Annotated in this window: 25 protein-coding genes; 10 read left to right on the forward strand and 15 right to left on the reverse strand. The window is 59.3% G+C overall.

The window, feature by feature from the left end; all coding sequences use genetic code 11:
* Nucleotides 1-43: 43 nt before the first annotated feature.
* The 3 genes from DS906_RS18640 (at nucleotide 44) to DS906_RS18650 (ending at nucleotide 2,449) form a co-directional block, all read left to right on the forward strand.
* Nucleotides 44-751 carry a DUF484 family protein gene (locus DS906_RS18640; RefSeq protein WP_113791844.1) on the forward strand — a complete coding sequence of 236 codons (708 nt, stop codon included), beginning with the start codon at nucleotides 44-46 and terminating at the stop codon, nucleotides 749-751.
* Nucleotides 748-1,668, forward strand: a complete 921-nt coding sequence (locus DS906_RS18645; protein WP_113791583.1) for a tyrosine recombinase XerC — start codon at nucleotides 748-750, stop codon at nucleotides 1,666-1,668. Before DS906_RS18640 ends, DS906_RS18645 begins: the two co-directional genes overlap by 4 nt.
* 85 nt (nucleotides 1,669-1,753) lie before the next feature.
* Entirely contained in the window at nucleotides 1,754-2,449 is a 696-nt protein-coding gene (locus tag DS906_RS18650; protein WP_058273208.1) for a phosphatidylcholine/phosphatidylserine synthase, read from the forward strand.
* 3 nt (nucleotides 2,450-2,452) lie between these two features.
* Here the strand turns inward: DS906_RS18650 and DS906_RS18655 are convergent, their stop codons facing one another.
* The 7 genes from DS906_RS18655 to DS906_RS18685 all read right to left on the reverse strand — a co-directional run bounded on the left by DS906_RS18655 (nucleotide 2,453) and on the right by DS906_RS18685 (nucleotide 12,360).
* A complete protein-coding gene (locus DS906_RS18655) occupies nucleotides 2,453-2,920 on the reverse strand; it encodes a hypothetical protein (protein WP_113791584.1) in 468 nt (155 codons plus the stop codon).
* Between the two features lie 76 nt (nucleotides 2,921-2,996).
* Nucleotides 2,997-3,452, reverse strand: coding sequence for a methylated-DNA--[protein]-cysteine S-methyltransferase (locus tag DS906_RS18660; RefSeq protein ID WP_113791585.1), 456 nt, complete (start codon nucleotides 3,450-3,452; stop codon nucleotides 2,997-2,999).
* A gap of 81 nt (nucleotides 3,453-3,533) precedes the next feature.
* Nucleotides 3,534-6,446 carry an isoleucine--tRNA ligase gene (ileS, locus tag DS906_RS18665; protein WP_113791586.1) on the reverse strand — a complete coding sequence of 971 codons (2,913 nt, stop codon included), beginning with the start codon at nucleotides 6,444-6,446 and terminating at the stop codon, nucleotides 3,534-3,536.
* Between the two features lie 164 nt (nucleotides 6,447-6,610).
* Nucleotides 6,611-9,310 carry a DUF2339 domain-containing protein gene (locus DS906_RS18670; protein ID WP_113791587.1) on the reverse strand — a complete coding sequence of 900 codons (2,700 nt, stop codon included), beginning with the start codon at nucleotides 9,308-9,310 and terminating at the stop codon, nucleotides 6,611-6,613.
* 200 nt (nucleotides 9,311-9,510) lie between these two features.
* A complete protein-coding gene (locus DS906_RS18675; RefSeq protein ID WP_113791588.1) occupies nucleotides 9,511-10,500 on the reverse strand; it encodes a YcjF family protein in 990 nt (329 codons plus the stop codon).
* Nucleotides 10,493-10,948, reverse strand: coding sequence for a GNAT family N-acetyltransferase (locus tag DS906_RS18680; RefSeq protein ID WP_113791589.1), 456 nt, complete (start codon nucleotides 10,946-10,948; stop codon nucleotides 10,493-10,495). Before DS906_RS18680 ends, DS906_RS18675 begins: the two co-directional genes overlap by 8 nt.
* Nucleotides 10,945-12,360: a YcjX family protein gene (locus DS906_RS18685; RefSeq protein WP_113791845.1), complete on the reverse strand. Its 1,416-nt coding sequence runs from the start codon at nucleotides 12,358-12,360 to the stop codon at nucleotides 10,945-10,947. The genes DS906_RS18680 and DS906_RS18685 overlap by 4 nt, the downstream gene beginning before the upstream one ends.
* A 107-nt stretch (nucleotides 12,361-12,467) precedes the next feature.
* Between DS906_RS18685 and truA the strand changes: the two genes are divergently transcribed.
* A complete protein-coding gene (gene truA, locus DS906_RS18690; protein WP_113791590.1) occupies nucleotides 12,468-13,235 on the forward strand; it encodes a tRNA pseudouridine(38-40) synthase TruA in 768 nt (255 codons plus the stop codon).
* Here the strand turns inward: truA and DS906_RS18695 are convergent.
* From DS906_RS18695 to DS906_RS18710, 4 genes are all read right to left on the reverse strand, one after another.
* A complete protein-coding gene (locus DS906_RS18695; RefSeq protein ID WP_113791591.1) occupies nucleotides 13,232-14,191 on the reverse strand; it encodes a nickel/cobalt transporter in 960 nt (319 codons plus the stop codon). The genes truA and DS906_RS18695 overlap by 4 nt on opposite strands.
* A complete protein-coding gene (locus tag DS906_RS18700; RefSeq protein WP_113791592.1) occupies nucleotides 14,176-14,823 on the reverse strand; it encodes a DUF1007 family protein in 648 nt (215 codons plus the stop codon). The genes DS906_RS18695 and DS906_RS18700 overlap by 16 nt, the downstream gene beginning before the upstream one ends.
* Before the next feature lie 74 nt (nucleotides 14,824-14,897).
* Nucleotides 14,898-15,704 (reverse strand): thioesterase family protein, encoded by an 807-nt coding sequence (locus DS906_RS18705; RefSeq protein WP_113791593.1) that lies wholly within the window; start codon nucleotides 15,702-15,704, stop codon nucleotides 14,898-14,900.
* Nucleotides 15,705-15,712: 8 nt separating this feature from the next.
* The gene (locus DS906_RS18710) at nucleotides 15,713-16,948 is read right to left on the reverse strand and encodes an acyl-CoA dehydrogenase family protein (RefSeq protein ID WP_113791594.1); all 1,236 of its coding nucleotides are present in this window, start codon (nucleotides 16,946-16,948) and stop codon (nucleotides 15,713-15,715) included.
* A 127-nt stretch (nucleotides 16,949-17,075) separates the two neighbouring features.
* On the opposite strand from DS906_RS18710, the gene DS906_RS18715 reads away from it, so the two are divergent.
* Entirely contained in the window at nucleotides 17,076-18,011 is a 936-nt protein-coding gene (locus tag DS906_RS18715; protein ID WP_113791595.1) for a glyoxylate/hydroxypyruvate reductase A, read from the forward strand.
* Nucleotides 18,012-18,018: 7 nt separating this feature from the next.
* Here DS906_RS18715 and DS906_RS18720 read toward each other — a convergent pair whose 3' ends face one another.
* Nucleotides 18,019-18,375, reverse strand: a complete 357-nt coding sequence (locus tag DS906_RS18720) for a hypothetical protein (protein ID WP_113791596.1) — start codon at nucleotides 18,373-18,375, stop codon at nucleotides 18,019-18,021.
* Nucleotides 18,376-18,550: 175 nt separating this feature from the next.
* Between DS906_RS18720 and DS906_RS18725 the strand changes: the two genes are divergently transcribed.
* From DS906_RS18725 to DS906_RS18735, 3 genes are all read left to right on the forward strand, one after another.
* Entirely contained in the window at nucleotides 18,551-19,384 is an 834-nt protein-coding gene (locus DS906_RS18725; RefSeq protein ID WP_113791597.1) for a bifunctional allantoicase/(S)-ureidoglycine aminohydrolase, read from the forward strand.
* 89 nt (nucleotides 19,385-19,473) lie between these two features.
* Nucleotides 19,474-19,797 (forward strand): hypothetical protein, encoded by a 324-nt coding sequence (locus DS906_RS18730; RefSeq protein WP_058273193.1) that lies wholly within the window; start codon nucleotides 19,474-19,476, stop codon nucleotides 19,795-19,797.
* A 54-nt stretch (nucleotides 19,798-19,851) separates the two neighbouring features.
* Complete coding sequence (locus tag DS906_RS18735) at nucleotides 19,852-20,838, forward strand: type I glyceraldehyde-3-phosphate dehydrogenase (protein ID WP_113791598.1); 987 nt, start codon at nucleotides 19,852-19,854, stop codon at nucleotides 20,836-20,838.
* Nucleotides 20,839-20,932: 94 nt separating this feature from the next.
* Here the strand turns inward: DS906_RS18735 and DS906_RS18740 are convergent, their stop codons facing one another.
* Entirely contained in the window at nucleotides 20,933-21,421 is a 489-nt protein-coding gene (locus tag DS906_RS18740) for an ureidoglycolate lyase (RefSeq protein ID WP_113791599.1), read from the reverse strand.
* On the reverse strand, nucleotides 21,418-22,836 hold the full coding sequence (puuE, locus tag DS906_RS18745) for an allantoinase PuuE (RefSeq protein WP_113791846.1): 1,419 nt from the start codon (nucleotides 22,834-22,836) through the stop codon (nucleotides 21,418-21,420). The genes DS906_RS18740 and puuE overlap by 4 nt, the downstream gene beginning before the upstream one ends.
* Before the next feature lie 161 nt (nucleotides 22,837-22,997).
* Between puuE and uraH the strand changes: the two genes are divergently transcribed.
* Nucleotides 22,998-23,354, forward strand: coding sequence for a hydroxyisourate hydrolase (uraH, locus tag DS906_RS18750; protein ID WP_113791600.1), 357 nt, complete (start codon nucleotides 22,998-23,000; stop codon nucleotides 23,352-23,354).
* Nucleotides 23,355-23,387: 33 nt separating this feature from the next.
* Here uraH and DS906_RS18755 read toward each other — a convergent pair whose 3' ends face one another.
* Nucleotides 23,388-24,311: a LysR family transcriptional regulator gene (locus tag DS906_RS18755; RefSeq protein WP_113791847.1), complete on the reverse strand. Its 924-nt coding sequence runs from the start codon at nucleotides 24,309-24,311 to the stop codon at nucleotides 23,388-23,390.
* Between the two features lie 96 nt (nucleotides 24,312-24,407).
* Here DS906_RS18755 and DS906_RS18760 point away from each other — a divergent pair, with 96 nt between their 5' ends.
* Complete coding sequence (locus DS906_RS18760) at nucleotides 24,408-25,631, forward strand: urate hydroxylase PuuD (protein WP_113791601.1); 1,224 nt, start codon at nucleotides 24,408-24,410, stop codon at nucleotides 25,629-25,631.
* Nucleotides 25,632-25,760 lie beyond the last annotated feature (129 nt).

Genomic DNA, 25,760 nt, shown 5'->3' on the forward strand with positions numbered 1-25,760 from the left:
CTCATGTTATAAGCCCCTCAACAAAAAAAAGACCGAGCGGGACATGAGCAGTAACACCAAACTCCAGGACAACTTGCGCGCCGCGATTCTGGCCAAACCAGACGCTGTGCTGGACGACAAGGACCTGATGCAGGCACTTGTGACGGCCAACGAACAGGCGCGCGGCGACAATGTCATCGACCTGCGCGGCATCGCCATGCAACGGCTCGAGGAACGGCTGGACAGGCTGGAAGACACCCACCGGTCCGTCATCGCCGCAGCATATGAAAACCTTGCGGGCACAAATCAGGTGCATCGTGCCGTTATCCGCATGCTGGAACCGGCCGAGTTCGAAGATTTCCTGCGCACGCTCGGCTCGGATGTGGTCGAAATCCTGCGCGTTGATCGCATCAAGCTGATTCTGGAATCCACAGCAACGCAGGATGACCCCGCCATCGACACTCTGGGCGGCGTTCTGTCCGTAGTCGAACCCGGCTTCGTGGACAATTACCTGACCTTCGACCGCGGCGGCCCCGCCCGCGACGTGGTTCTGCGCGAGATCCTCCACCCGACGCACAGAATTTTCGGGCCCAACGCAGATCACCTGCGGTCCGAGGCTTGCTTGCGGTTGGATCTGGGTGAGGGCCGGTTGCCGGGCATGATCGTGATGAGCGCAAGGGACCGCAATCATTTCTCGCCGCAGCTGGGCACTGATCTTCTGTCGTTCTTCGCTGGCGTCTTCGAACGCTCGATGCGCCACTGGTTGTCGTGAGCCTGATCTCACCCGCCTGCCGCAACGCGTTACAGTATTGGCTGGACAGCCTGAGCGCGCTGGCGGGGCGATCGGAAAACACCCAGGCCGCCTATCGTGGTGATGTCACCGATTTCCTGTCTTTTATGACACTACATCACAGTGAACAGCAGGGATTGGCAGCGCTGGCCCGGATCACCGTGTCCGACATGCGCGCCTGGATGGCCGATCAGCGCAGCACGGGAGTTGGCGCGCGATCGCTGGCGCGCAAGCTGTCGGCGGTCAAAAGCTTCTACCGATGGCTGGCCGAGCGGGAAGGCTTCGAACCCACCGCCGTCCTGTCCACACGCGCGCCAAAGTTTACTCAAAAACTCCCCCGCCCGCTGGCCGAAGACGCGGCGCGCGCGATGATCGACACGGTCGAACTTCAGTCGTCAAACGACTGGGTCTCGGCGCGCGACGTTGCTGTCGTTACATTGCTCTATGGCTGCGGTTTGCGCATATCTGAGGCGCTGTCCCTGTCAGGAAGCGACGCACCTTTGCCGGGTAGCTTGCGTATTGTGGGAAAGGGCGGAAAGGAACGCATCGTTCCGGTGATCCCGGTTGCCCGAACCGCCGTTGATCGTTATCTGCAGCTTTGTCCGCATCCACAATCCAAAGAAAAAGCCTTGTTCCGCGGAGTGCGGGGCGGTGCCCTCAATCCGCGCGCAATTCAGGGCGTGATGGCCAAGGCACGCATGCAGCTTGGCCTGCCCGCAACCGCCACACCACACGCTTTAAGGCACAGTTTTGCCACCCACCTGCTGTCTGCTGGGGGTGATCTGCGCGCCATTCAGGAATTGCTGGGCCATGCCTCGCTTTCCACCACGCAGGCCTATACTGCCGTGGATACGGCCCGACTGATGGAAGTCTACAACCGCGCCCACCCCAAGGCCTGATCCCAGGTCCCACGATGACGTCTAGGCTGTACCCTTACCCGGCTTTTAGTTTGCATCTGCAGCGCGCATCGTCCAAGAGACACAAATGACAATAAAACTCAAAGCCCTTTCCGTACATTTGTTCACCGCGACCGGCGCCGTCTTTGCAATGTTGGCCATGCTGGCCGCGGTCGAGGAAAAGTGGAGCCTTATGTATCTGTGGCTCGTGATCTCGTTCATCGTGGACGGAATCGACGGCCCGCTTGCGCGCCACTACCATGTCAAAAAGAACGCACCGGAATTTGACGGTGTTCTGCTGGACCTGATCATCGACTATCTGACCTACGTGTTCATTCCGGCCTTCGCGCTGTTCAAATCGGGGCTGATGGACGGTTGGACCGGCTGGTTTGCGATCATCGTGATCACCTTTGCTAGCGCCATGTATTTCGCGGACACGCGGATGAAGACCAAGGACAACTCGTTCTCTGGATTTCCGGGTTGCTGGAACATGTTCGTCATCGTGATCTTCGCGCTTGAGCCCAATTTCTGGGTGATCCTGCTGCTGGTGTCGCTGCTGTCGCTGGCGATGTTCCTACCGTTGAAGTTCATTCACCCGGTGCGGACGGAACGCTGGCGTAACGTGTCACTGCCGATCGCGTTCGCCTGGACGTTCTTCGCCGGTTGGGCGGCCTGGGTCGATTTCCATCCTGAAAGCTGGGCGCATTGGGGGTTGGTAATTACAAGCCTCTACCTGGTTTCAGCTGGTATTGCGCAGCAACTTGTCCCGCTGCGCAACAACTAAACGTTACAGGATTTCCTCAACCTCGAACTCAGTGCCGTTATGGGTGAATGCATCACCCTCTTGCAGACCGGTCATGGTCAGGTAGATCGGGCTTTGGGTTGAGATGCCCATATATGTCTTACCGTCGACCTCAAAGCGAGTCGTTGAGACACAGACCACGAAACGGCGGTTGTTGAACTTGACAACAGCGCCCGGCTGAACCCGGTCCGTCAGGCTGAAATCCGTGTTCTCGATCACATCAATCTTGGCGTGATGCGCGTGAACGGGCGCATCGAACGCTGCCGCCAGATCTGCATTCTCGCGTGAGGCGGCGATGTCATCCTTGTCATGCCCTTCGCGGTCGTCCAGCTGCGAGTCCTTGAGAAATGCGTCGTAATGCGCCTGCGCAGTTGCCAGTTCCTGCTCTTCCAGCGACATCAGGCGGTCTATGATGGCCTTTTTGCGAGCGGCCGGGTCTGTATGGGCGGTCATGCAATACGGTCCTTCAAATTCAGTAACTGATATAAGTTGGGCCGCGAACTCTGGGATTGCAACTGGTTTTCGCAGCTCAGATCAGCAGGCCCGCCGCGCGTTCATGGCGCAGAAGGGCCACTTTGGTCTCGACCCCACCATCGCCCGAGAACCCGCCCAGACCATTGGCAGACAGTACCCGATGGCAAGGTATGATCACCGGAATGGGGTTCGCGCCGCAGGCCTGACCCACCGGTTGCGGTGGTTGCCCAAGCTCTTTCGCGATGTCCCCATACGTTCGGGTCTCGCCCAGCGGAATGGCATACATCAGATCGCAGACATTGCGCTGAAAGTCTGACCCGGCAACACGATACGGCAGATCGAACCGTTCGAGACGCCCCTCGTTATAGGCGGCCAACTGTGCGGCGGCTTCCTGCAACAGAGGTGTGTCCGGCCCGTCGTCCTGGCCATCCCACACAAGGCGTGTGATGGCGCCATCTGTTTCTTCAATGCCAAGGCGGCCAAACTGCGTATCAACGGAAATCATCGGCATGGACACAGCGTTTCAGATCACCGGGGCCAGTGCAAGCGAGGAAAGAAAAACCCCCGGCAGTCACGCCGGGGGTTTATTTTTTTAGCCCAGCGCTTCGTCGCAGCGCCCACACACACCCGCGTGGGAATGCCGACCAACGTCCGGCAGGATTTTCCAGCAGCGCTGACATTTCTCGCCATCTGCTTTTTCGAAGACGACGCCCACCCCTTCGATTTCAGGCACGCGGAATGCCTCGGCTGGGGCCGGGTCGCCCGAAACGGTCAGGCCAGACGTGATGCACATGTCATCCACGTCAAAGGTTGCCAGCAGGTCGCGGGTGTCACTGTCCTCGACATGCACGATCGGCGCGGCCTCAAGGCTCGAACCGATGACCTTGTCCTGACGCTGGATTTCCAACGCAGCAGTCACGGCACGACGCACGCGACGGATTTTGGACATGCCAGCCTCTAGTTCGGCGTTGCGCCAATCGGTGGGTGTATCCGGAAAATCCACCAGATGGACCGAGCTGTCATCGCCGGGGAACCGCTCCAGCCAGACCTCTTCCATGGTGAAGACCAGAACCGGGGCCAGCCAGGTGGTCAGGCGGTGGAACAGGATATCCAGAACGGTACGGGCCGAGCGGCGGCGCAGGTTGTCGCCATCGCAGTACAGCGCATCCTTGCGGACGTCGAAATAGAACGACGACAGATCGACCGTGGCAAAGGTGAACACGGCGCTGAACACACCCTGAAAGTCGAAAGACGCATAGCCTTTGCGCACCTGCTCATCCAGATCGGCCAGACGGCTGAGAACCCAGCGTTCCAGGCGCGGCATATCTTCAGGCGCGACGCGATCCGCTTCGGTGAAGTCGGCCAGCGAGCCCAGCATGAACCGCATGGTGTTGCGCAAGCGGCGATAGCTGTCGGCGGTTCCTTTCAGAATCTCCGGCCCGATCCGCTGGTCGGCAGTGTAATCCGTCTGGGCAACCCACAGGCGCAGGATATCGGCACCATATTGCTCGATCACCTTTTCCGGCACGATGGTGTTGCCCAGCGATTTGGACATCTTGTTGCCCTTGGCATCCAGCGTGAAGCCGTGGGTCACCACGTTGCGATACGGCGCACGACCCTTGGTGCCGCAGGCCTGCAGCATCGATGAATGGAACCAACCGCGGTGCTGATCGGTGCCTTCCATGTAAACGTCTGCGATACCGTCTTCGGTGCCATCCTCACGGTCGCGCAGAACGAAGGCGTGGGTCGAGCCCGAGTCGAACCACACATCCAACACGTCGAATACCTGCTCGTAATCATCCGGGTTGGTGATACCGTCGAGGATCTTCTCTTTAAAGCCGTCCGTGTACCAGACATCTGCACCGTCTTTCTCGAACGCCGCCTTGATGCGGTTGTTGAGCTCTTCGTTGCGCAGCAGATAATCCGCGTCGGTGGGCAAGGCCCCTTTCTTGGTAAAACAGGTCAGTGGCACACCCCAGGCGCGCTGGCGGGACAGAACCCAATCCGGGCGCGCTTCGATCATCGAATACAGACGGTTGCGACCGGTCTGCGGCGTCCACTTCACCAGCTCGTCGATTGAGCGCAAGGCGCGTTCGCGGATGGAATCGCCCATCTGACCCATGCCGTCATCTAGCTTGCGGTCAACGGATGCAAACCACTGCGGCGTGTTGCGATAGATGATCGGTGCCTTTGAGCGCCAAGAATGCGGATAGCTGTGCTTGATCTTGCCACGCGCCAGCAGGCCCCCGACCTCGACCAGCTTGTCGATGACGGCCTTGTTCGCGTCACCTTCGCCGCCCTTGCGGGACAGGATGTACTTGCCGCCAAAGAACGGCAGATCGGCGCGGAAAGAGCCGTCATCCATCACGTTATAGGTGATAACCTGCTCAAGCATGCCCAGATCACGGTAGAGTTCGAATTCCTCCATACCGTGCGACGGCGCACAGTGGACGAAGCCGGTTCCTTCGGTGTCGGTTACAAACTCAGCCGCGCGGAAGTCGCGGATGTCGTCCCATTCGCCATTGCCACCTTCGGCCCCGGCCAGCGGGTGAGTCAGTTGAACGCCTGCCAGCTCATCCGCAGACACGTCACGTACGCGCGTCCACTGATCGTCGTTCAGGCGAGCGCGGCCCAGCACATCGGCGGCCAGATTGTCGGCCAGCAGGAACTTGTCTCCGGCACTAGCCCAGCATTCTTCTGGAGCTCCAGTGACTTCGTAGAGGCCGTAAGAGATGTCCTTACCGTACACGACCGCCTTGTTCGACGGCATCGTCCATGGCGTCGTTGTCCAGATCACAACAAACGCGTCATCCAGATCGCCCGCGTTCACGACCTCGAACTTCACCCAGATGGTGAAGCTTTCCTTGTCGTGATACTCGACCTCGGCCTCAGCCAGGGCGGTTTTCTCGATCGGCGACCACATCACGGGTTTCGAACCCTGATAAAGCGTGCCGTTCATTAGGAACTTCATGAACTCGTCAGCGATCACGGCCTCGGCGTGATAGTCCATGGTGATATAGGGGTCAGGCCAGTTGCCGGTGATGCCCAGACGCTTAAACTCTTCGCGCTGGACGTCGATCCAGCCTTCGGCGAACTTGCGGCATTCCTGACGGAAGTCGACAACGTTCACCTCGTCCTTGTTCTTGCCCTTCTTGCGATACTGTTCCTCGATCTTCCATTCGATCGGCAGGCCGTGGCAGTCCCATCCCGGCACATAGCGCGCGTCATGACCCATCATCTGATGGCTGCGTACGATCATGTCCTTGATGGTCTTGTTCAGCGCGTGGCCGATATGCAGGTGACCGTTGGCGTAGGGGGGGCCGTCATGCAGGGTAAAGGGCGTGCGGCCCTCTTTCTCGCGCAGACGGTCATAGACGCCGATCTCTTCCCAGCGATCCAGCCATGCGGGTTCGCGCTTGGGCAGGCCAGCGCGCATGGGGAAATCGGTTTTGGGCAGGTTCAGCGTGTCTTTGTAGTCAGGTGTTTCGGTCGTGTCGGCGCACATTGGGGGCGTCCTCAGGATGATCTTGACGTGTGTGGATCGAAGCGGTCAGTGCGAATTCTCAAGCACCTTTGCCCGGCGTCTCGCGATATCAGAGCGCCGGGGATATAATTCGAATAATGATGGCCATCCGGTCATACATGGCCGCGCTTATAGGACGCCCACGCCTAATGGTCCAGAGGTTCCGCCCCATGCGGCGAATGGCGTAGCGTTGCCCACCGATTCAGCCACGCCAAACCGGCCAGCGCGAGGCCCAGTGCCAGCAGTGAGAACACCCGGATAAGCCCCCCCAAACCAGCGATATCGACCAGGAACACCTTGGCCACGGTAAGCCCAATAACGACCAACCCCGCCTTGCGCATCATGTCCGACCGGCGGGCGAATGACTGGTAGAACAGCCCCGCACCGATCAGCAGTAAGGCCATGGTATAGGAGTAAAGCTCGGGCTGGGTCACGCCGTTGCCTTCATACATACCGCTGGCCCCTTGCCAAACATGGCGAATGGTCAGGCCCAGCCAGATTGCACCCAATGCCGCCGCCAGACCAAAGCACACCTGTTTCCATCGCGGGTGTAGTGCGGGCAGCCAAGCAGCCGACAGGGCCAAAACAATGGCGGGCAACAGGTAAGCCACGGCGAGGGTATTCAGTATTGGCACCCCAAGTACCGGATCAGCTTGCGCATTCAGCAATGGGTTCGCCTCGGTCAGCGCCTGCGACAGGCGAACAACACCATGTGCTGCAAAGAACAACGCCAGCCCATAGCGCGCATAATTCAGTTTCCCGCCCAGTTCGAACCGCCGCACCTGCGCGCAGGCCAGCAGCAGCCAGATCAAGGACAAAAGCCCCAACCCCCAGTGGCTGTCATGGGCACCGCCGTCGCCAAACCCTTCGAGCCAGCGCAGCAACAGCAAAGACAGCAAGATACCAGCGGTCGCCCAGGCAGCGCTTTCCAGAAGCAGCGCGATGACCGGACGGTTCAATGGGCGCAGGATGGTCCAAGCCGCAAGAAATCCAACAGCAGCTGTGGCATAGACAAGCGCCATTTCCGCGACCGGTGCCGAGTTTGCCCAATCCAGACCGGGGTTCAGTACAAGTCTGAGCGTGACAGTGAACACGCCTGCCCAGATGAACCAACCCATCGGTGGAAGATCAAAGCGCCGATCCAGCACCGCGGCGGCCACGATCAAAGCCACAAAAGCAATAGTCAGGGCAGCCGAGCTTAGGACAATCACGCAGGCAAAGGTCAGGCAGGACAAAGCTGACAAGGTCACCAAAGCCGCCCGCAGTCGGTTTTCGCCATCGATCCGTGCGAAGCGCCCGGCCAGAACGACCATCATCACCGCCAATGCAACCGCATGCAGCGCCCACGGATAGGCTCCGATGACCTCATCGGGATGCCATCCAAGCTCCAGCGCGATTGCCAACACCGGTGCAAAAACTGCGGCACCGCCCGCCCATACAGCCCGGTACTCGGTTGCGCGAAGCGATCGCCATGCCGCAAGGCCTGAGATCAATGCGCCCAAAGCCACCAACAGGGTGACCGCCCACGGGATATCAGCCTCGGCGGTTTCGGCATAGGTTTCGGCGAACCGGCGCGCGACGGCGCCATGGTCCCACCCATGGATCAGTACGAACCAAGTTAGACCAGCGGCGGGGAGTATGGTCAGGTCTTGCAGGGCCCGCGCTTGACTTGCCCAGGTCAGCAAACCCAGTGTCAAGCCTGCCAACAGCATGACACTCAGCCAGAATTCTGCCGCCGAGTCCGGCCAGTGTATCGCCAGGATTACCGTGGTGACGCTCACCGCACCAAAAGCAAGGCGGGTGGGAAACTCTGGCCACTGGAGGCCTTTTTGGATCGCAATGATTTCGCTGATCATGCGCCCCTCGTGATCCGGCCAGATCCGCCGCACGGGGATCGCGATCGCGATGACCGCCAATGCAGTTACGCCGACAAGATACCCCGGCTCGGTCGCGGGTGCCGAGAGCACCAAGAGCAGGCACGCGGAATAAGCCCCAACTAGCGTCAGAACGGATATCCACGCCCAGCGCCGCACGGTGTCGATCCCCAAGCCAAGGACGGCGATCACAAAGAAATAACCGTACAACCAGCCGGGATCGGTCGAAGTCCCGCCCACCACGAAGGGTGACGCAAACGCACCTATCAAACCGACGGCCGCCAGCAAAGGGCCGTGGAACCAGCCCAAAACAAGCCCCACAAGCGCAACAGCAATCATGGCGATTAGGGCCGCTTCGGGGCCAATCAGATCGTACAACTGCCTTGCAGCCAACAAGCCGCCGAACAGCGTCACCAGCCCTGCGCCGGAAGAGACCGATGGCAGGTAAGCCGTGGCTGAAGACTCGTCATCGCCATACTTCCGGCGGATCACCTCACCCACGCCAATCAGCGTCGCCCCGAACATCAGGGCCGCAATGACGCGCATCGTTGGCGACAATAGCCCGCTTTCGACCCCGTATTGGACCAGAAAAACACCCGCCAGCGCCAAAGACAGGGCGGAAACCGCGTAGAACCAGTTCTCTCGCAGCCAAGCCCCCAATGCAGCGATACGATCGTCACGCACTGTCATGGGTGCGGGTGCTTTCTGTGGCTCGGGTGCTGAGTCGCCCTCGTCCGTGACAACCTCGGGCGATTTTTGTTGGATGACCGGCCACGGAGAGCCCTTTTTTTCAACGACTTGCGTTGGTTCAGGGGCCGTCTCCTGCGTTGGCAAATCGCCCCCAAGCACGCGAATCTGCTGTTCAAGCTGCTCCACCCGGCGGCGCAGTCGAACCTGGGATACCAACAGAACAAGGATGGCCACCGGGATGGCTAGAACGATCAATCCAACGAGTACGAGCAGCGATTCCAACTGAGGCCTCCGGGCAAATGTGCCGACAAGCTAACCGGCTGTCGATCTGCGCAACAGTCCGAAAAACCGTGTTTTTTGCGGGCACCAACGATCAGTGTGACGTAGCCCTAGCCAAGTGGGGGCGATCTGTTGCTGGCTGTGTCCGTAATCGGCCATGGCTGGCTGACATCGATGTGCCAAGCAACTGAACCGTGGTCAGGTTACGTTTTGGAAAACAGGCCCGCCAGTGCGCGTTTGACGATGCTGCGGGTCGATGGCTTGTGCCGATCCGAGAAGGGCAGCGGACGGCAGACCTCCATCGCGGCGACCCCTACCCGCGCACTTAGCGCGCCGTTGACAAGCCCCTCGCCAAACCGGCGCGACAGCTTGCTGAGGATCGATCCGCCCAGAACCGGTTCCAGCAGGTCGTCCCCGACGGCCACGGCCCCGGTGGCCACAAGGTGCACGAACACGGCCCGCGTCAGTCGCCAACTGCCCAAAAACCCTGCACGCCCGCCATAGATTTCAGCGATGCGCCGGATCATCCGCAACGAAGCGGCCAGCGCGGTTGCAACATCCGCAAGCGCCAAGGGCACCAACGCCGTCACCGTTGCAACCTGCCGCGCGGCAGCCTCGACTTCGCGGCTGGCAGCGACATCCAGCGGGGCCAGCAACTCATCCTCGGCCAGGGTCAGCAGACCAGACGCGTCAAATTGTTCGTCGATCCGTTCGGACAGCCGATCGCGCCCCCAACGGGTTTCGTCTCGGCCTTTGTAAAACGAGATCAATCGGTTCGTGACTGCGCGTGCCTGCGCCAGATTGTCTTCGGCCAAGGCAGTATCGGCGGCGCGCCGCATCCCGTCCACACGGGACAACCGCCCGATTGCGGCCAGCTCGCGCACAGCGATGATCAATGCGACCAGCACCAGCGCTGCAAACAAACCCGTAATCACCCATCCTATGATCGGCGCGCGGAGAATCAGGGAATTCACAAAGTCCCAAGCCGCCACTGAAACAACAGCCCCAAGCGCGGCCAGCGCCAAACCCCAGAACCACCGCGACAGGGCCGAAGGTTTGCGCGCCGCCAAACGCGCCGCACCTTGCATCGCCTGACCCTGAGGCTGTGCGATATCCGGGACCGGAGGTGCTTGCGACACATCAGCCGCGGGTTCATCGCCCTCCAGATCAATCAGAACCGGCCCCTTAGCCATTGGCTGCTCCTTCACTGTTCCAGACATACTTTATGTCGGGAAGGTTCTCGTCATTGTCAGCGCCGTCGCTGCGTGCGACCTCGGCAAAGCCATTGCGCTCATAGAACCGGCGCGCTAGATGGTTGGCCTGAAACGCAAACAATGACAATTCGGATCGGCGGGACTTGGCAAGCTCAAGCAATTGCCGACCGATCCCTTGCCCCCGTGCGCCAGGTGCCAGGTACAGTGAGTGGATTTCGGCACCGTTGAGCGCCAAAACCCCGATCACACCCTCGTCGGTTTCGGCCACCGTCACCCAATCCAATTCAATCATACGGCCACAAAACGCGATGGTTTCCGCGCGTGAGTGCAGCTCCGGCATCCATTCGTTTTCGCGGGCGAACCCATGCAAAATCTCTCCGGTGGCACCGGCATCCGTGCTGCGGGCGGGGCGAAGAATGACATTCACAGCCGGTCTCCGATCAGGAACTGGGCCGCGCGGTCCAGTCGAATATGCGGCGGACCATCCCCGGGACGCAGGGTCAGGTGTGCCGGCGCGAAGGCCATGAACTCATAATCCTCGCCCAGCCAGCCTTCGGACCCGTTGCGCGCCGAGCCAAGCAAATGCGACGGGTCTTCGGGCAGATCACCGGGATAGAAAGCGGCCTGCTTGCCGCTGTCCAACAATGTACCTCGCACGCAGGGCAGCTCGGCCCCGTTATGCGTTCGAATTTCCTCAGTCGTTGCCCTTAACGAGGCCAGCGACAGCGCCGCCGTCTCTGCTCCGGCGAAACTTGCACGGTCGCGCGCATCTCGAGTCAGGGCCTCCATGATATTGGTCAGGCGATGGTGTTGCAGGTGATGCAGATGGTCCGCCTTGGTGGCCGCAAACAGGATGCGTTCAACCCGTTTGCCCAGCAGCAACTGGCTAAGCCACGCATTTCGTCCGGGCCGAAACGCCGACAGGATATCAGCCATCGCGCGACGCATATCCTCGACCGCCTGTGGCCCGTTATGGATCGCGCCCAGCGCATCCACCAGAACCACCTGCCGGTCGATCCGGGAAAAATGATCGCGGAAAAACGGTTTCACGACCTGAGACTTGTAAGCCTCGTACCGCCGGGCCATCTCGCGGTGCAGACTACGACGCAGGCCGTGGCCGTCCACGGGCAAGGGAGCAAATGTCAGCACCGGTGAGCCCGCCAGATCACCCGGCAGCAGGAACCGCCCAGGCGTGCAGTCGTAGAACCCTGCATCGCGCGCTGCGTTCAGGTACGAAGCGAATTCTTTGGCCAGTGATTGGGCCTTTGGTTCGTCGTGGCTGTCAGTTGGGTCAACAGCCATTGCTTGCGACAGAAACGCCGTGGCCTCGGTGCGATTGGCGATGCGCTCCAGCGTTTCCTGCGACCAGACCTCATAGGTTTTGTCCAGCAACGCCAGATCCAGCAGCCATTCGCCGGGGTAATCCACGATATCCAGATGGATGGTGCGTGGTCCCTGCAACCCTGACAAAAGCCCCGCGGGACGGGCTTTGAACGACAAACGCAGTTCTGACACTGCGCGCGTACTTTCGGGCCAGTGTGGCTGAGGCCCGGTCAGCGCCGCCAAGTGATTTTCGTAGTCAAACCGGGGCACGGTGTCGTCTGGTTGAGGCTGCAGGTATGCCGCGTTGATCCGCCCTTCTTGCTGCGCCACGAGGCCCGGCATCCGCCCTCGGTCCAGCAAGTTCGCAACCAGAGACGTGATGAATACTGTCTTTCCTGAACGCGCCAACCCGGTGACGCCCAGTCGGATCACCGGCTCAAACAATGCCTCAGACACGCGGTCACCCACGGATTCGACGCCGCGCGCCAGACTGTCTGCCAGAGATGAGATGACCAAACCGTCGCCCCGCTTTTTTCGTTTTCCCAAAGATAGGTAGCAGCTGTCGGACATACCAGCGCTTTCCCACTCTTGCCCGTTGCGGCACGGCGCGTTACCAGCAGCCCATGCCTAGATACGCGCTGAAAGTCGAATACCAGGGGAAACCGTTTGCCGGATGGCAGCGGCAAAAGGAATTGCCTTCTGTTCAGGGGGCAATCGAACAGGCCCTGTCGCGCATTCAGCCCGGCGATCACACCATTGCCGCAGCTGGGCGTACAGACGCGGGCGTTCACGCGCTGGGACAGGTTGCGCATTGTGATCTGGTCAAAAACTGGGACCCGTTTCGCCTGTCTGAGGCGCTGAACTATCACCTTAAACCGCAGCCTGTTGCCATCGTTAAGGCGGCACGGGTAAATGATGATTGGCACGCACGGTTTTCAGCGCTGAAACGGCAATACCTGTTCCGCATCCTGATGCGCCGCGCACCCGCTGCGCATGACGCCGGGCAGGTCTGGCGGATCAAACATCAACTGGACGTCGGCGCGATGCAGGCGGGCGCGGATATGCTGATCGGACGGCATGATTTCACCACGTTCCGATCCTCGATTTGCCAGGCCGCAAGCCCGGTCAAAACCCTGGATGAACTGCGGATCGAGGAAGCGGACGGCTTTTCCGGACCGGAGGTTCATTTTCACGTTCGCGCCCGGTCTTTCCTGCACAACCAAGTGCGCAGCTTTGTTGGAACGCTTGAACGTGTTGGTGCCGGAACATGGTCGCCCGAAGATGTACGGGATGCGTTGGAGGCCACCGATCGCGCCGCCTGCGGGCCGGTGTGTCCGCCGCAAGGGCTGTATCTGGCGCGGGTCGGGTACCCGGAGCCCGTGTTCGATTAAATCGCGCGCAACAGCAGACCGCTTGCAATCACGGCGATCAGCAACCCCGCCACCAGTTCAATCGTCGGAGCCAAGACCGAGGCAAATCGCGTCGCCGAGGCTGAGGCCAGCAGCCCTCCGCGCAGTCCGAACGAAGTCCACCCGACCAAGGTCGTGACGGTCGCTGTCCCCAGCGCCATGGCGAAAGCACCGGCAATGCCAACCATTGCGATGCCCATCTGCCAGGTCAGGATCAGAACAAACAGCGCTCCGGTACAGGGGCGCGCGGCAATTCCCGCGATCAGCACCGCGGCTTCGCGCAGGCTGCCAACTTGGGCCACTTCGTCGGCGGTAGGGCCATGGCGATGCCCGCAGTCTGCGCAGACGCCATGGTCATGGTCATGGTCGTGATGTTCGTGACCCTCGTCGTGCGGGTGGTGATGGTGGTGCGTATTCTCATGATGAAGCGCTTTTTCGCTACGATGACGCCGCGCAAAACTGCGAATGGACCGAAAGATCAGCCACAACCCAATCGCCGCGATAGCGCCATAGCTGATCGGGGCCATAACCCGTTCAGTGGTATCGACAAGGCTTGCCCGGGACATCTGGAACACCAGCACACCAGCATAGACCAGAACAACCGCAGTGACTGCCTGTCCCAGGCTGGACAACAAGCTGATTGCAGACAAACGCAGGAACGCCACGTTGCGTCCCAACCCATAGCCACCAATCAAAACCTTACCGTGACCGGGGCCGATGGCATGGAAAAAGCCGTAGGCGAAACAAACTGTCAGCAGCGTCGCTACAGCCTCGGGCTGTTCCGCGCGGGCTGCGCGCAGGGAACGTGCGATCTGATTTTGGAACTCGCGCTGCTCACCCGCAGCCCATGCGGCCAAGTGGTCAAAGCCACCGCTGCCCCAGAACCACAGCAGCAAACCAATGGAGATGGCGACAGGAATAATCAGGTACTTGGACATGAAAGGCGGATCTCGGACGCAAAGTTTTCCCCAACCAGCGGGATATCGTTTTCTTCAAGGTCATAGTCGGCATCCAGGGTCTGCAGGAACGCCTGCATCTGCGCCAGTTGCCCGTCAATATCCGCGTCAATCCGGTTGATCTGACAAGAGGTGGGTCCAGATACTGACACCGGGCGGGTCACTTCATAAGCCGTGTAGTAAGATTCATCATATGCTTTTGCGACGACTGCGGTCGCGGGTACTCCGCCGCCTTCCACCGCGCGCAGGTGGGTTGTCACGATACGGCCATCCTCGGTGGTCGCTTTGGCCTCCATCGGCCCCGACAAGACGACCGGCGCGCCATCGGCCAACACCACAAGATCGCCGTTATATCCTTCGACCCACTGGGCATCAAAGCCGGACAGAAACTTTTCTTCGCTCTCGGTCAGAATGCCATCAGAATCCTGATCCAGCTTCATGTCTTCAAGCTGAAACAGCGAGAAAAGCTCATCATACGCCCAAGTTACCCTGACATGGGTCAACTGGCCGCTATCATCCACAATAAATTCCAGCCCGGTGTCGATAAAGACATGCGGGTGGGCCAATGCCGGAACCGGCAGGCAACAGGAGAAAAGGGTTATGAGCCATCGCATAGGCGAAAGATAGGGGCTTGGCCCGTGCCCGGCAACGTGTTTCGGCAGACCCGTGCAGGAACTGGCCAAACCAGTCACTTCGGCGGGAACAAAACCAGTGTCTGCAACGCTGTTCCGACCGGGCCTTCGGTGTCGAACAGAACCGATTGCGACATCCCTATTCCTGAAGGTTGCCAATGAGATACGGACTGCGAGGCCAACCAGTCCGATTTGGGTTCACGATGAATCTGGACCGTCAGATCGGTGTTCATGAACCCCATCTCGGACGCCGGTGCATTCCACGAGATCCCGTTGCCACAATCCGCCAGCGGACATAGCGCCTGAATCGGCGATTGCGCCTCGCCCTCCAACAGCTTCGGGGTGCGCATCCAGATTGTCTTTGGACCGGCTTTCTGGTTGCCACCCTTGGGGTAGAGAATGTCCGAATGGTTTGCGAACCCCGGCAGGTCATGGCGCGTTTCGCCAATCGGAAACGGGCCGGTCACCGCATCGTCGAGTTCGGGCGTCGGCAACGTGATGTTCGGAACCGACCCCAAATCGCGACGCACCATGTGCATCGTGGTGGCCGTGGCACACAGCGTATCGTCCAGATCGTGCACCGCGACACGGGTTGTAGCCAGCGTTTTGGTGTGGCGCGTGGTCTCCGCCGCCACCCGCAGACCTGCTAGCGGCAGAGGGCGCAGCAAGTCCACGGTCAGCCGTGTCAGTATCTTTTCCGGCCCAACCTCTGTTTCGGCCGCGCGGACGATCAGCCCCGCGACCGGGCCCGCATGGCAATGATCCGCAGACCACGGCCCGCGCGCGGGATCATTGCCGACGAAAGCTCCGTCAGCCCGAACGTGGAAATAGGCTTGTTCCTTCAGATCCGGTTTCAGCACCATCTAGAACCTCAGACTTTTTCCTGCGTGTGCTTTTTCAACTCGGCCCGCGCCACCTGACGGCGGTGTACCGCATCCGGCCCATCGGCCAACCGCAATGTACGCACATGGGTCCAGGCCGTCGCCAGCGGCGTGTCCTGACTGACCCCCTGCCCGCCGAACATCTGAACGGCCTCATCGATGACTTTGAGTGCGACACGCGGGGCCACGACCTTGATCTGGCTGATCCAGGGTGCTGCCGCACGGGCATCGCCCTGATCCATGTACCAGGCAGCCTTCAGGCATAGCAAGCGCGCCATTTCAATCTCCATCCGGCATTCGGCAATAATATCGAAATTCGCCCCGAGTTGCGCCAGTTTCTTGCCGAAGGCTTCGCGCTGCAGCGACCGTTTGCACATCTGCTCCAGCGCCGTTTCAGCCTGACCAATTGCGCGCATGCAATGGTGGATACGGCCGGGCCCAAGGCGACCTTGCGCGATCTCGAACCCGCGGCCTTCGCCCAACAGGATGCTCTCTGCTGGCACCCGGACGTTGGTAAAGCGAATATGCATGTGGCCGTGCGGGGCATCATCGTGGCCGTAAACCTGCATTGGTCTCAGAACCTCGATCCCCGGCGCATCGGCAGGCACAACAATCATCGACTGCCGCTTGTGTTTGGGTTGCTCGCCGCCTGCCGTCTTGACCATGACGATATAGACCTTGCACCGTGGATCACCCGCCCCCGATGACCACCATTTTTCCCCGTTCAGAACAAAGTCATCCCCGTCCCGCACACAGGACATCGACACGTTCGTGGCATCCGATGACGCCACATCCGGTTCCGTCATCAAATACGCGGACCGGATATCGCCGTTCAGCAGGGGTTTCAGCCACTGCTCTTTCATCTCGCCCGTGCCGTAGCGCTCGAACACTTCCATATTGCCGGTATCGGGGGCCGAACAGTTGAACACCTCGGCCCCAAGGGGCGTTTTGCCCATCTCTTCGGCGAAGTAAGCATACTCGACCGTGGTCAAGCCAAAGCCCTTGTCGCTGTCGGTCAGCCAGAAGTTCCAAAGCCCGGAAGCCTTGGCTTTGGCTTTCAACCCTTCCAGGATTTCAGCCTGACGTTCGGTGTATTGCCAGCGGTCGCCCTTATCGATTTCGGCCTGGTATTCTTCTTCCAGCGGCATGATCTCATCCCGGATCATATCTGCCACACGTTGTAGCAGTGCGCGGTTCTCTTCGCGCAGACCGAATGACATGTTCATGAGCTTTCCTCCTCAGGCCCAAAGAGCGGGCTTTACCTTTGAACAGAGAATGACTTAGCTGCCGATAGAATGTCTAGCTGTGTGACGGAACGTCAACTCAATCAAAATGAAATTGCGAGGGTGATTCATGGCGCTATTGATCGAAACCGGTCTGACCGACTGGATAAGCGATGATGACATCGCCAAAACGATCCGAAACATCCACCCCGGCGCGGATGTGCGAACCCGGAAAACGATTGGAGATGCAAGCGAAATCACAATGATCGCTGTTGTCGGCCTGAACAACGACCACCCCAAACGGCTGCCAAACCTGCAACTGGTTCAGAAGCTGGGCGCAGGCGTCGAAACGATCGTCGGCAACCCAAACCTGCCCGATCACGTCCGTATCGCGCGGCTCAAACCCGATGCGCCGGCGCAGGGCATTGCCGAATGGTTCGTCGCCTATGTCCTTCACCACCAACGGAACATGGCCTTTCACGAAGCTGCCCAGCGCAAAGCAGAATGGGTGCCCAAAGCGCCGGTATTCACGCCGGACACCGTAGTGGGCGTTCTGGGCCTGGGCCATATCGGCGCCCGCAGCGCCAGGATGCTGCGCGCCATCGGATTTCAGGTCATGGGATGGAGCCGATCCCCGAAAGAGATCGAGGGTGTCACCTGCCTGCACGGCGAGGATGCGCTGCCGACGTTGCTAGGCCAATGCGACCACGTTTGCGCAATTCTGCCGTCCACCCCGCAAACCGTTGGCTTGTTCGATGCGCAGATGCTGGCCGCCATGAAGCCCGGCAGTCAGCTGTTGAACGCAGGGCGCGGTGATCTGATTGACGAAAATGCGCTGATCGAAGCCTTGGACCATGGAACGCCCGGCCACGCCGTTCTGGACGTAACCACTACAGAACCCTTACCGTCAGACAGTCCGCTCTGGGCACACCCCGGTGTCACAATCACTCCGCATGTTTCTGGCTGGCACTTAGGTGAAGCATTGGCGGACGTTGCCGAGAATTTCCAACGGTTGTCCGCAGGAAAGCCCTTACTGCACGGGGTCGACCGAACACGCGGCTACTGAGTCGAAATCAGGGCGTCAGAACCCAGTTCCCGCCGGCGTCCCGGCAGTTGCGGGTTCTGACTTCGCGTGATTGTTCGGCCCCCGCGGGTACGATGAAATGCTGAAGATGCACGCAATTGTCCCGGACCTCGCGCACCCGGACAGTGCCTTTTGATCCGGTATCATCGTTCGACCAAGTGCGCTCGGTTCCGACCTGAGGCGTTCCATCTGTCAACATCGCGTTGGTCGTGGCGTTGACGACACTATAGTCCTCGGGGCTCAAACCCATTTCTGCGATGATTCTCGAAAGTGGCTTGGCCTGTGCCAGTGAAACCGCGCCGATCACAACGGCTGCTGCAAAAAAGTGTGAAATCCAGGCTTTCATGATCTTCTCGCCTTGCTGAAATAAGTTTGGTCACAAGACTATACCGCCGGGGAACGGGGGCCAAGCCCCGCTGACCGACCTTCAAATAATACCGAAATAACCTATCGCGACTCGGGTGCTAGGACCTCCGGGCCAATCCCCGCATAGTGCCCCAAACACGAACCAGAGGCATGAAATGGCACAGCCCACCTATTATGCGCCCACAGGCGGACACCCCGGACAAGACCAACTGTTGACCGACCGCGCCATGTTTACCGAAGCCTATGCGGTTATCCCCAAAGGCACCATGCGCGACATCGTCACCAGCAACCTGCCGTTCTGGGAAGGCACACGGCTTTGGGTCCTGTCCCGCCCCCTCAGCGGATTCGCCGAGACGTTTTCGCAATACATCATGGAAGTTCAGCCCGGCGGCGGAAGCGACCACCCTGAAACTGACCCTCAGGCCCAGGGCGTTCTCTTTGTTGTCGAAGGTGAGGTGACCCTGACATTAGGTGGCACTGAGCATGTCCTCGATACCGGCGGTTATGCCTATATCCCGTCCGGATCGGATTGGACCCTGCACAACCGCGCCGAAAAAACCGCCCGATTCCACTGGGTTCGCAAAGCATACGAGGCCGTTCCCGACCTGCCTGCACCAGATCCGATCATCACCAACGAACGTGATGTATCGCCCGTCGAGATGCCCGGCACCGAGGGGCGCTGGTCCACAACCCGCTTCACCGATCCGCAGGATCTGCGTCATGACATGCATGTCAACATCGTCAATTTCGAACCCGGCGGTGTGATTCCCTTTGCCGAAACCCATGTCATGGAACACGGTTTGTACGTGCTGGAAGGCAAGGCGGTCTATCGGCTGAACCAGGATTGGGTCGAGGTAGAGGCCGGCGATTACATGTGGTTGCGCGCCTTCTGCCCGCAGGCCTGCTATGCGGGTGGGCCTGGGCGCTTTCGCTATCTGCTTTACAAGGATGTGAACCGGCACATGCCGTTGACACTGTCCAAACGCTAGGCTTTTAAACGCTTTATTTCGGTCAGGGGTTCACAGAAGCCTGTGAATCTGGTGAAATAACAGCAGTTTTTAGCACTGGAGATTGTTCAATGGTACTGCGTGTAACGATGCTGGCACTGGCAGCTGCAATTGGTTTGACGGCATTTGATGCAACACCTGTCGCCGCGAAGGAAGAAACAAAACAGGTTTCTGTCATGAGCCGTACCTGGGCGGTGACACAGGTCTCGGACGCTCCGGTCGTGTACCGTGCGACGCGCGACAACAACAACCTGAACCCCTTTGGCCCGCCGCCGCGCTTGCGCACCATTCAGGCCATAGCCGCCTTTCAGCAAGCGACTGGGTGCAGACCGATCGTGGCCAGCATGTACCAGAACATTTCGGGTCAGTTCTTTTCGCAGGTCAGCTGCAACTGACCATAGGTCACAACGGGCATTGAGCTATTGGCAGCGCGCTGCCATAGCTTGCGCATGAAACTTGCAATCAACGGATTCGGCCGTATTGGCCGCACAATCCTGCGGCAGCTGCTGGCTTTGCCGCAGGACACGGATATTGAGTTGGTTCTGATCAACGACATCGCCCCGCTTGAGACCTGCGCCTACCTGTTCAAATATGACAGCACCTTTGGCCCCTACGCCGGTGCAGTAGAACAGGGCGACGCGGCGATCGTCGTCGATGGGCGCACAATCCCTATGACGCACAGCCCCAATCTGGCACATGTCGATCTGTCCGGTGTCGACGTTCTGATGGATTGCACCGGCGTTGCCCGCACCTCGGATGTGGCCAGTCAGGGCCTAACCGCCGGGGCTCGCAAGGTGCTGATCTCTGGCCCCTCGCCCGCGACCGAAATCACAATCGTTCTGGGGGCCAACGAAGATCAGTTAGGCAACGCTCGCATCGTGTCCAACGCGTCTTGTACAACCAACGGGCTTGCGCCCTTGGTCAAAGTGTTGGACCAGATTGGCGGGATTGCGTCAGCCCATATGACAACGATTCACTGCTATACGAACAGCCAACCAATGGTGGACGCACCACGCGGCGATCTGGCCCGTTCGCGCGCCGGCGCGCTGTCTATGGTGCCCACCACGTCAAGCGCCACTCATCTGATCGACGAAGTCATGCCGCATTTGGCTGGCCGCATCTCGGGCGCTGCTGTTCGGGTCCCGACGGCCAGTGTATCCGCCATTGATCTGGTAGTGACACTGGATCGCGGAATGTCGCCTGGGTTGTTCGAAGCCGAACTGCGCGCGGCCGTCCAGACATCGCCCGTGCTAGGTTGGACAGATTCCCCTCTGGTCTCGTCAGACCTGCGTACACGGCCAGAGTCACTGGTTATCGCGGGACCCGAGACACGGATGGTCGGCGAACATCAGGTCCGTGTTTTTGGATGGTATGACAATGAGTGGGGATTTTCAGCGCGCATGCTGGATGTTGCCCGTCTTATGACAGATAGCTGAATTTGCGCGGGCGCAGCGGGCGGGCTCGCCCGCACGCTGCTTGGCCCAACGGGTCTCAAGCATCTTTGATGCGCATTGACCGGGCGGGAGAACCCTATCCGCCTATGATCTCAAACGGAGTGTCAAACCAGAACTCCTCCAGATTAGCCCCCCCACCAATCCGATCAATCACAGCGAATAAGCCGGGCCCGTGCAATGGGGTCAGCACCCCATGCCATGTGCCGCGAAAATAGTTCACACCCTGTCCTGGTTTGGTCACAAATGCCTGCGGATGTCCGGGCCGCCCGCCTTCATCCGGGGCCACGACAACCAGAAAAGGCTGATGTGTCATCGGTATGAAAGCCTGACTGCCATCAGGGTGACGCTCAACCATAACCAGTTGATAGGGCAAGGATCGCGGATTGGCTTTGAACAGGCTGATCCCGGCGCACCCGTCTGAAAAATCCAGTCGTGCCAGATCATGGTACCGGCCACATTGCCCCTGATTGATGATCTTATCCGGATCACCCGTCACTTCGATGACATCCCCAAACGGGGCAAATGCCGTGGCTGTCAACGGCGCGATCGTGACGCGCCCGGTCATGAGGGAAGAACGTCCCGCAACCGGAATTCGGCGATCCGCTCGACCTGACGGCAAGCCTCGGCGAATTCGGTGTCCTTATCCTGATCGATCCGCCGTTGAAACGCCTGAAGGATAGACGTTTTGTCGTGAACACGTACGGCGATGATAAACGGAAAGCCGAACTTCTCGGTGTATTTCTGGTTCAAGCCGGTGAATGTCGCACGCTCTTCATCTGTCAAAGCGTCCAACCCGGCCGAAGCCTGCTCGGACGTGCTTTCCTGCGTCAGCCGTTTGGCCTGCGCCAGCTTTCCGGCAAGATCCGGATGCGCGGTCAGGACACCCATCCTTTCGTCCGCAGAGGCGGAACGGAACATGCGGGTCAATGCGCTGTGCAGCCCTCCGGCCGTGTCATGGGCCGGTCCCAATTCCAGCTCATACGCCCGTTCAGCGATCCAGGCGGAATGCTCGAAGATGCCACCATACGCCGCCACGAACGCATCGCGATCCATCTGGGCAGGTTTCGGATGCGGCACCGCCGGATGGTGTTCCGCCCAGTGTTCGGCGATCTGCAACCGTGTTGCAAACCAGACATCAGAAAAGCCGCGCACGTATTCCAGAAACCGTTTCAACGCCATCACCCGGCCCGGTCGTCCGATCAGGCGGCAGTGCAAACCGATCGACAGCATCTTGGGCGCACCGGCTTCGCCCTCGGCATACAGCGCATCAAAGCTGTCTTTCAGGTAGGAATAGAACTGGTCGCCCGCATTGAAGCCCTGCGGCGTGGCAAAGCGCATATCGTTGCAATCCAACGTATAGGGCACGATCAACTGATCCCGCCCACCAGTCTGCATCCAGTACGGCAAGTCGTCCGCATATGTGTCGGCCACATAGGCAAAGCCACCCTCTTCCGCCACCAGCCGAACGGTGTTTTCCGAACACCGCCCTGTGTACCAACCGCGCGGGCGTTCTCCGACGACCTCGGAGTGAAGACGGATAGCCTCGGCGATTTGTGCGCGCTCTTCATCTGCGGGCATGTCTTTATGTTCGACCCATTTCAGACCATGGCTGGCAATCTCCCACCCCGCTGCCTTCATCGCGGCCATCTGATCCGGCGAGCGGGCCAAAGCTGATGCAACGCCATAGACCGTTATTGGCAAGTCCTGCATCAACCGGTGCAGTCGCCAGAATCCAGCGCGAGAGCCGTACTCATAGATCGACTCCATGTTCCAATGGCGCTGATCCGGCCATTGGGCGGCCCCCACGATTTCGGACAAGAACGCTTCGGACGCTGCATCGCCGTGCAGAACACAGTTCTCGCCGCCCTCTTCGTAGTTCAGCACGATCTGAACGGCCAGCTTTGCACCGCCTGGCCATTGGGCGTCAGGCGGGTTGGCACCGTAGCCAATCATGTCACGAGGATAGCGAGGGGGCTGCATGGCATCTTCCATTCTTAATCTTTTGAATAGCCTTACCCCAGAAACACGCCGATGATTATCAAATCAATCCGAACGCTGTTTCCGGTTCTTTCGGCATTTCCACTGTTTCAAACTTTGCGTCAGACTGTGACAAAGCAAAAGACAAATCAAAGGAGAGACCCGTGGCTGGCTATCTGACGACCCATGTTTTGGACACTGCACGCGGCTGCCCGGCTGACGGGTTGAAAATCGCACTCTATCGGGTGTCAGGGAACTCCCATCGCAAAATCGCCGAGATGGAGACCAATTCGGATGGGCGCACAGACAGCCCGATCTTGCCACAGGACTTGTTCAAAACTGGCACTTACGAACTGGTTTTCTCCGCAGGAGACTATCTGCGCGCATCGGGTCAGGCTGCTGATGACCCGCTGTTTCTTGATCAGGTGCCGCTCCGGTTTGGCATGTCTGATGCCGAGGCACATTATCACGTGCCTCTGCTGCTGTCCCCTTACGGCTATTCGACCTACCGGGGCAGTTAAACCGCGGAATGGGGCTGCCGCTAAGCCGAAGCTTTATGTATCAGCAGTTTCCGACCCACGCACGACCTTGCCGATCCGCGCAATCATGAAATCCATGAACAAACGCGCCTTGGGGTCCTGATGGCGGCGATGTGTGTATAGGCAGGCCATTTGCACAGATACCGGCGGCGTTTCGACCGCAACGGGAACCAGACGCCCCGAACTGAGGTGCTCAGCCACCTCAAAAACCGGTTTCATCGCGATCCCCTGCCCTGACAACGCCCAGTCTGTCAGCACATCCCCATCGTCACATTCAAACCGGCCAGAGACTGCGAACCGCTTGGGACCGTCAGGTGTCTCTAGCTGCCACTGAAACTCGGTCGCGCCGGGAAACCTCAGATTCAGGCATTCATGGCGCTGCGACACCAGGTCCGCGCCCGTTGCTGGCATGCCCCTGCGTTCGACATAGGCCGGAGCGGCACAAAGCACGCGCTGACAGTCGGCGATCTTGCGAATGCGCAAAGTACTGTCTTCGGGTTGGCCAATGAAAAAGGCCAAATCCAGACCTTCGGTCGTCAGATCAACAGATCTGTCCGTCAACCGCAAGCGCACATCGATCTCGGGATATTCCGCAAGAAAATCGGGCACATGCGGTGCCAAAACCCTGCGCCCCACCCCTAGTGGAGCAGCCACAAACAACGATCCACGCGGCGCTTCGGTCAGATGGACGACCTGCGCTTCGGCATCGTCCACCGCATCCAAAACAGCCACAGCACCGGGATAGAATGCCCGCCCCTGCTCTGTCGGACTGAGGTTGCGCGTCGTTCTTTGAAACAGGCGCACGCCCAAATGGTCTTCCAGCTGAGATATCCGCGCCGACGTCACCGCAGGCGAGATACGCAGGTCTCGCCCGGCGGCGGACATGCTGCCAAGGTCATAAACCCTGACAAAGGTACGGATGTTGTCGAGATAAGACATTTTTTCGTTTTTTTTGATACAGTTTGACAATATCAGGGAATACCGAAGAAAGTGCCCTTTGCCTAGTGTGACGGTAACCAATCGGAGAGCTTTCTCATGTACGACTTCGCCGTGTTCTGGGACTGGATGGCTTTTGCCGTGCGCTGGCTGCACGTTATTACCGCCATTGCCTGGATCGGATCCTCATTTTATTTCATCGCACTGGACCTTGGCCTGAACCGCGACATCCCCGGCCCGGCGGATGGAGAGGAATGGCAGGTACATGGCGGCGGCTTTTACCACATTCAAAAATATCTGGTCGCGCCCGAACGGATGCCGGAACACCTGGTTTGGTTCAAATGGGAAAGCTACGCGACCTGGCTCAGCGGGGCCGGGTTGCTGATGATCGTGTATTGGGTGGGCGGAGAGCTTTATCTGATCGACGCGCAGAAAGCCGATCTTGCGTTGTGGCAAGGTATTCTGATCTCGGCCGCCTCACTGACTGTCGGATGGCTGATCTATGACTTCCTGTGCAAATCGGGTTTGGGCGAACGTCCGACCCTGCTGATGGTGCTGCTGTTTGTGCTGCTGGTTGTTATGGGCTGGGGTTATAATCAGGTGTTTACCGGTCGTGCGATGATGCTGCATCTGGGTGCATTCACGGCTACGATCATGACAGCCAACGTGTTTTTCATCATCATGCCGAACCAACGCATCGTAGTAGACGATCTGAAGAACGGCCGTACACCTGACCCAAAGTACGGAAAAATCGCCAAGCTACGCTCGACGCACAACAACTACCTGACCTTGCCGGTGGTGTTCCTGATGTTGTCGAACCACTACCCACTGGCCTTTGCGACAGAATACAACTGGATAATCGCGGCTCTGGTCTTCCTGATGGGCGTGACCATCCGGCACTACTTCAACACGCGCCACGCACGGGCAGGCGATCCGACCTGGACATGGCTGGTCACCGCACTGCTGTTCATCGCCATCATGTGGTTGTCTACCGCCCCCATGTACAAACCCCTGGAAGAGGCCGAAGCACAGCCACTGACACCGTTTGAACAGAAATACGCTGCCGCTGACGGATTTGAAGAGGCCCATGACGTCGTTTTGGGACGCTGCTCGATGTGCCACGCACGCGAACCGGTGTGGGAAGGCATTCTGTGGGCTCCCAAGGGCGTGTTGCTGGAAACCGAGGGCGACATTGCCCGCAACGCCCAGCAAATCTATCTGCAGGCGGGGGTCAGCCATGCGATGCCCCCCGCAAACGTCACCTACATGGAGCCCGAGGACCGCGAGGCAATCATCCGCTGGTTCCGCAACGCTGGTTCCTGATCCCGAGACCGATCAATCACACAGGCCGCAAAATTCAGGCGACGCAGGATTTAGTCTTTTCCTGCAAGGACTCTGATGCTCTAACATGAACTTAATCAGCCGTTGCTTTGCACAAAACGGCAAATGTGA

The organism is Ruegeria sp. A3M17 (assembly GCF_003318255.1).
Lineage (GTDB): Bacteria > Pseudomonadota > Alphaproteobacteria > Rhodobacterales > Rhodobacteraceae > Ruegeria.

Coding starts and splice junctions, on each gene's coding strand:
- DS906_RS18650 (WP_058273208.1), top strand. CDS start 1,754: ATGACAATAAAACTCAAAGCCCTTTCCGTACATTTGTTCACCGCGACC.
- truA (WP_113791590.1), top strand. CDS start 12,468: ATGCCTAGATACGCGCTGAAAGTCGAATACCAGGGGAAACCGTTTGCC.
- puuE (WP_113791846.1), bottom strand. CDS start 22,836: ATGCAGCCCCCTCGCTATCCTCGTGACATGATTGGCTACGGTGCCAAC.
- DS906_RS18730 (WP_058273193.1), top strand. CDS start 19,474: ATGGTACTGCGTGTAACGATGCTGGCACTGGCAGCTGCAATTGGTTTG.
- DS906_RS18710 (WP_113791594.1), bottom strand. CDS start 16,948: ATGAACATGTCATTCGGTCTGCGCGAAGAGAACCGCGCACTGCTACAA.
- DS906_RS18695 (WP_113791591.1), bottom strand. CDS start 14,191: ATGTCCAAGTACCTGATTATTCCTGTCGCCATCTCCATTGGTTTGCTG.
- DS906_RS18740 (WP_113791599.1), bottom strand. CDS start 21,421: ATGACCGGGCGCGTCACGATCGCGCCGTTGACAGCCACGGCATTTGCC.
- DS906_RS18720 (WP_113791596.1), bottom strand. CDS start 18,375: ATGAAAGCCTGGATTTCACACTTTTTTGCAGCAGCCGTTGTGATCGGC.
- DS906_RS18715 (WP_113791595.1), top strand. CDS start 17,076: ATGGCGCTATTGATCGAAACCGGTCTGACCGACTGGATAAGCGATGAT.
- DS906_RS18755 (WP_113791847.1), bottom strand. CDS start 24,311: ATGTCTTATCTCGACAACATCCGTACCTTTGTCAGGGTTTATGACCTT.
- DS906_RS18705 (WP_113791593.1), bottom strand. CDS start 15,704: ATGGTGCTGAAACCGGATCTGAAGGAACAAGCCTATTTCCACGTTCGG.
- DS906_RS18655 (WP_113791584.1), bottom strand. CDS start 2,920: ATGACCGCCCATACAGACCCGGCCGCTCGCAAAAAGGCCATCATAGAC.
- DS906_RS18735 (WP_113791598.1), top strand. CDS start 19,852: ATGAAACTTGCAATCAACGGATTCGGCCGTATTGGCCGCACAATCCTG.
- DS906_RS18725 (WP_113791597.1), top strand. CDS start 18,551: ATGGCACAGCCCACCTATTATGCGCCCACAGGCGGACACCCCGGACAA.
- DS906_RS18760 (WP_113791601.1), top strand. CDS start 24,408: ATGTACGACTTCGCCGTGTTCTGGGACTGGATGGCTTTTGCCGTGCGC.
- ileS (WP_113791586.1), bottom strand. CDS start 6,446: ATGTGCGCCGACACGACCGAAACACCTGACTACAAAGACACGCTGAAC.
- DS906_RS18640 (WP_113791844.1), top strand. CDS start 44: ATGAGCAGTAACACCAAACTCCAGGACAACTTGCGCGCCGCGATTCTG.
- DS906_RS18675 (WP_113791588.1), bottom strand. CDS start 10,500: ATGGCTAAGGGGCCGGTTCTGATTGATCTGGAGGGCGATGAACCCGCG.
- DS906_RS18660 (WP_113791585.1), bottom strand. CDS start 3,452: ATGCCGATGATTTCCGTTGATACGCAGTTTGGCCGCCTTGGCATTGAA.
- DS906_RS18700 (WP_113791592.1), bottom strand. CDS start 14,823: ATGCGATGGCTCATAACCCTTTTCTCCTGTTGCCTGCCGGTTCCGGCA.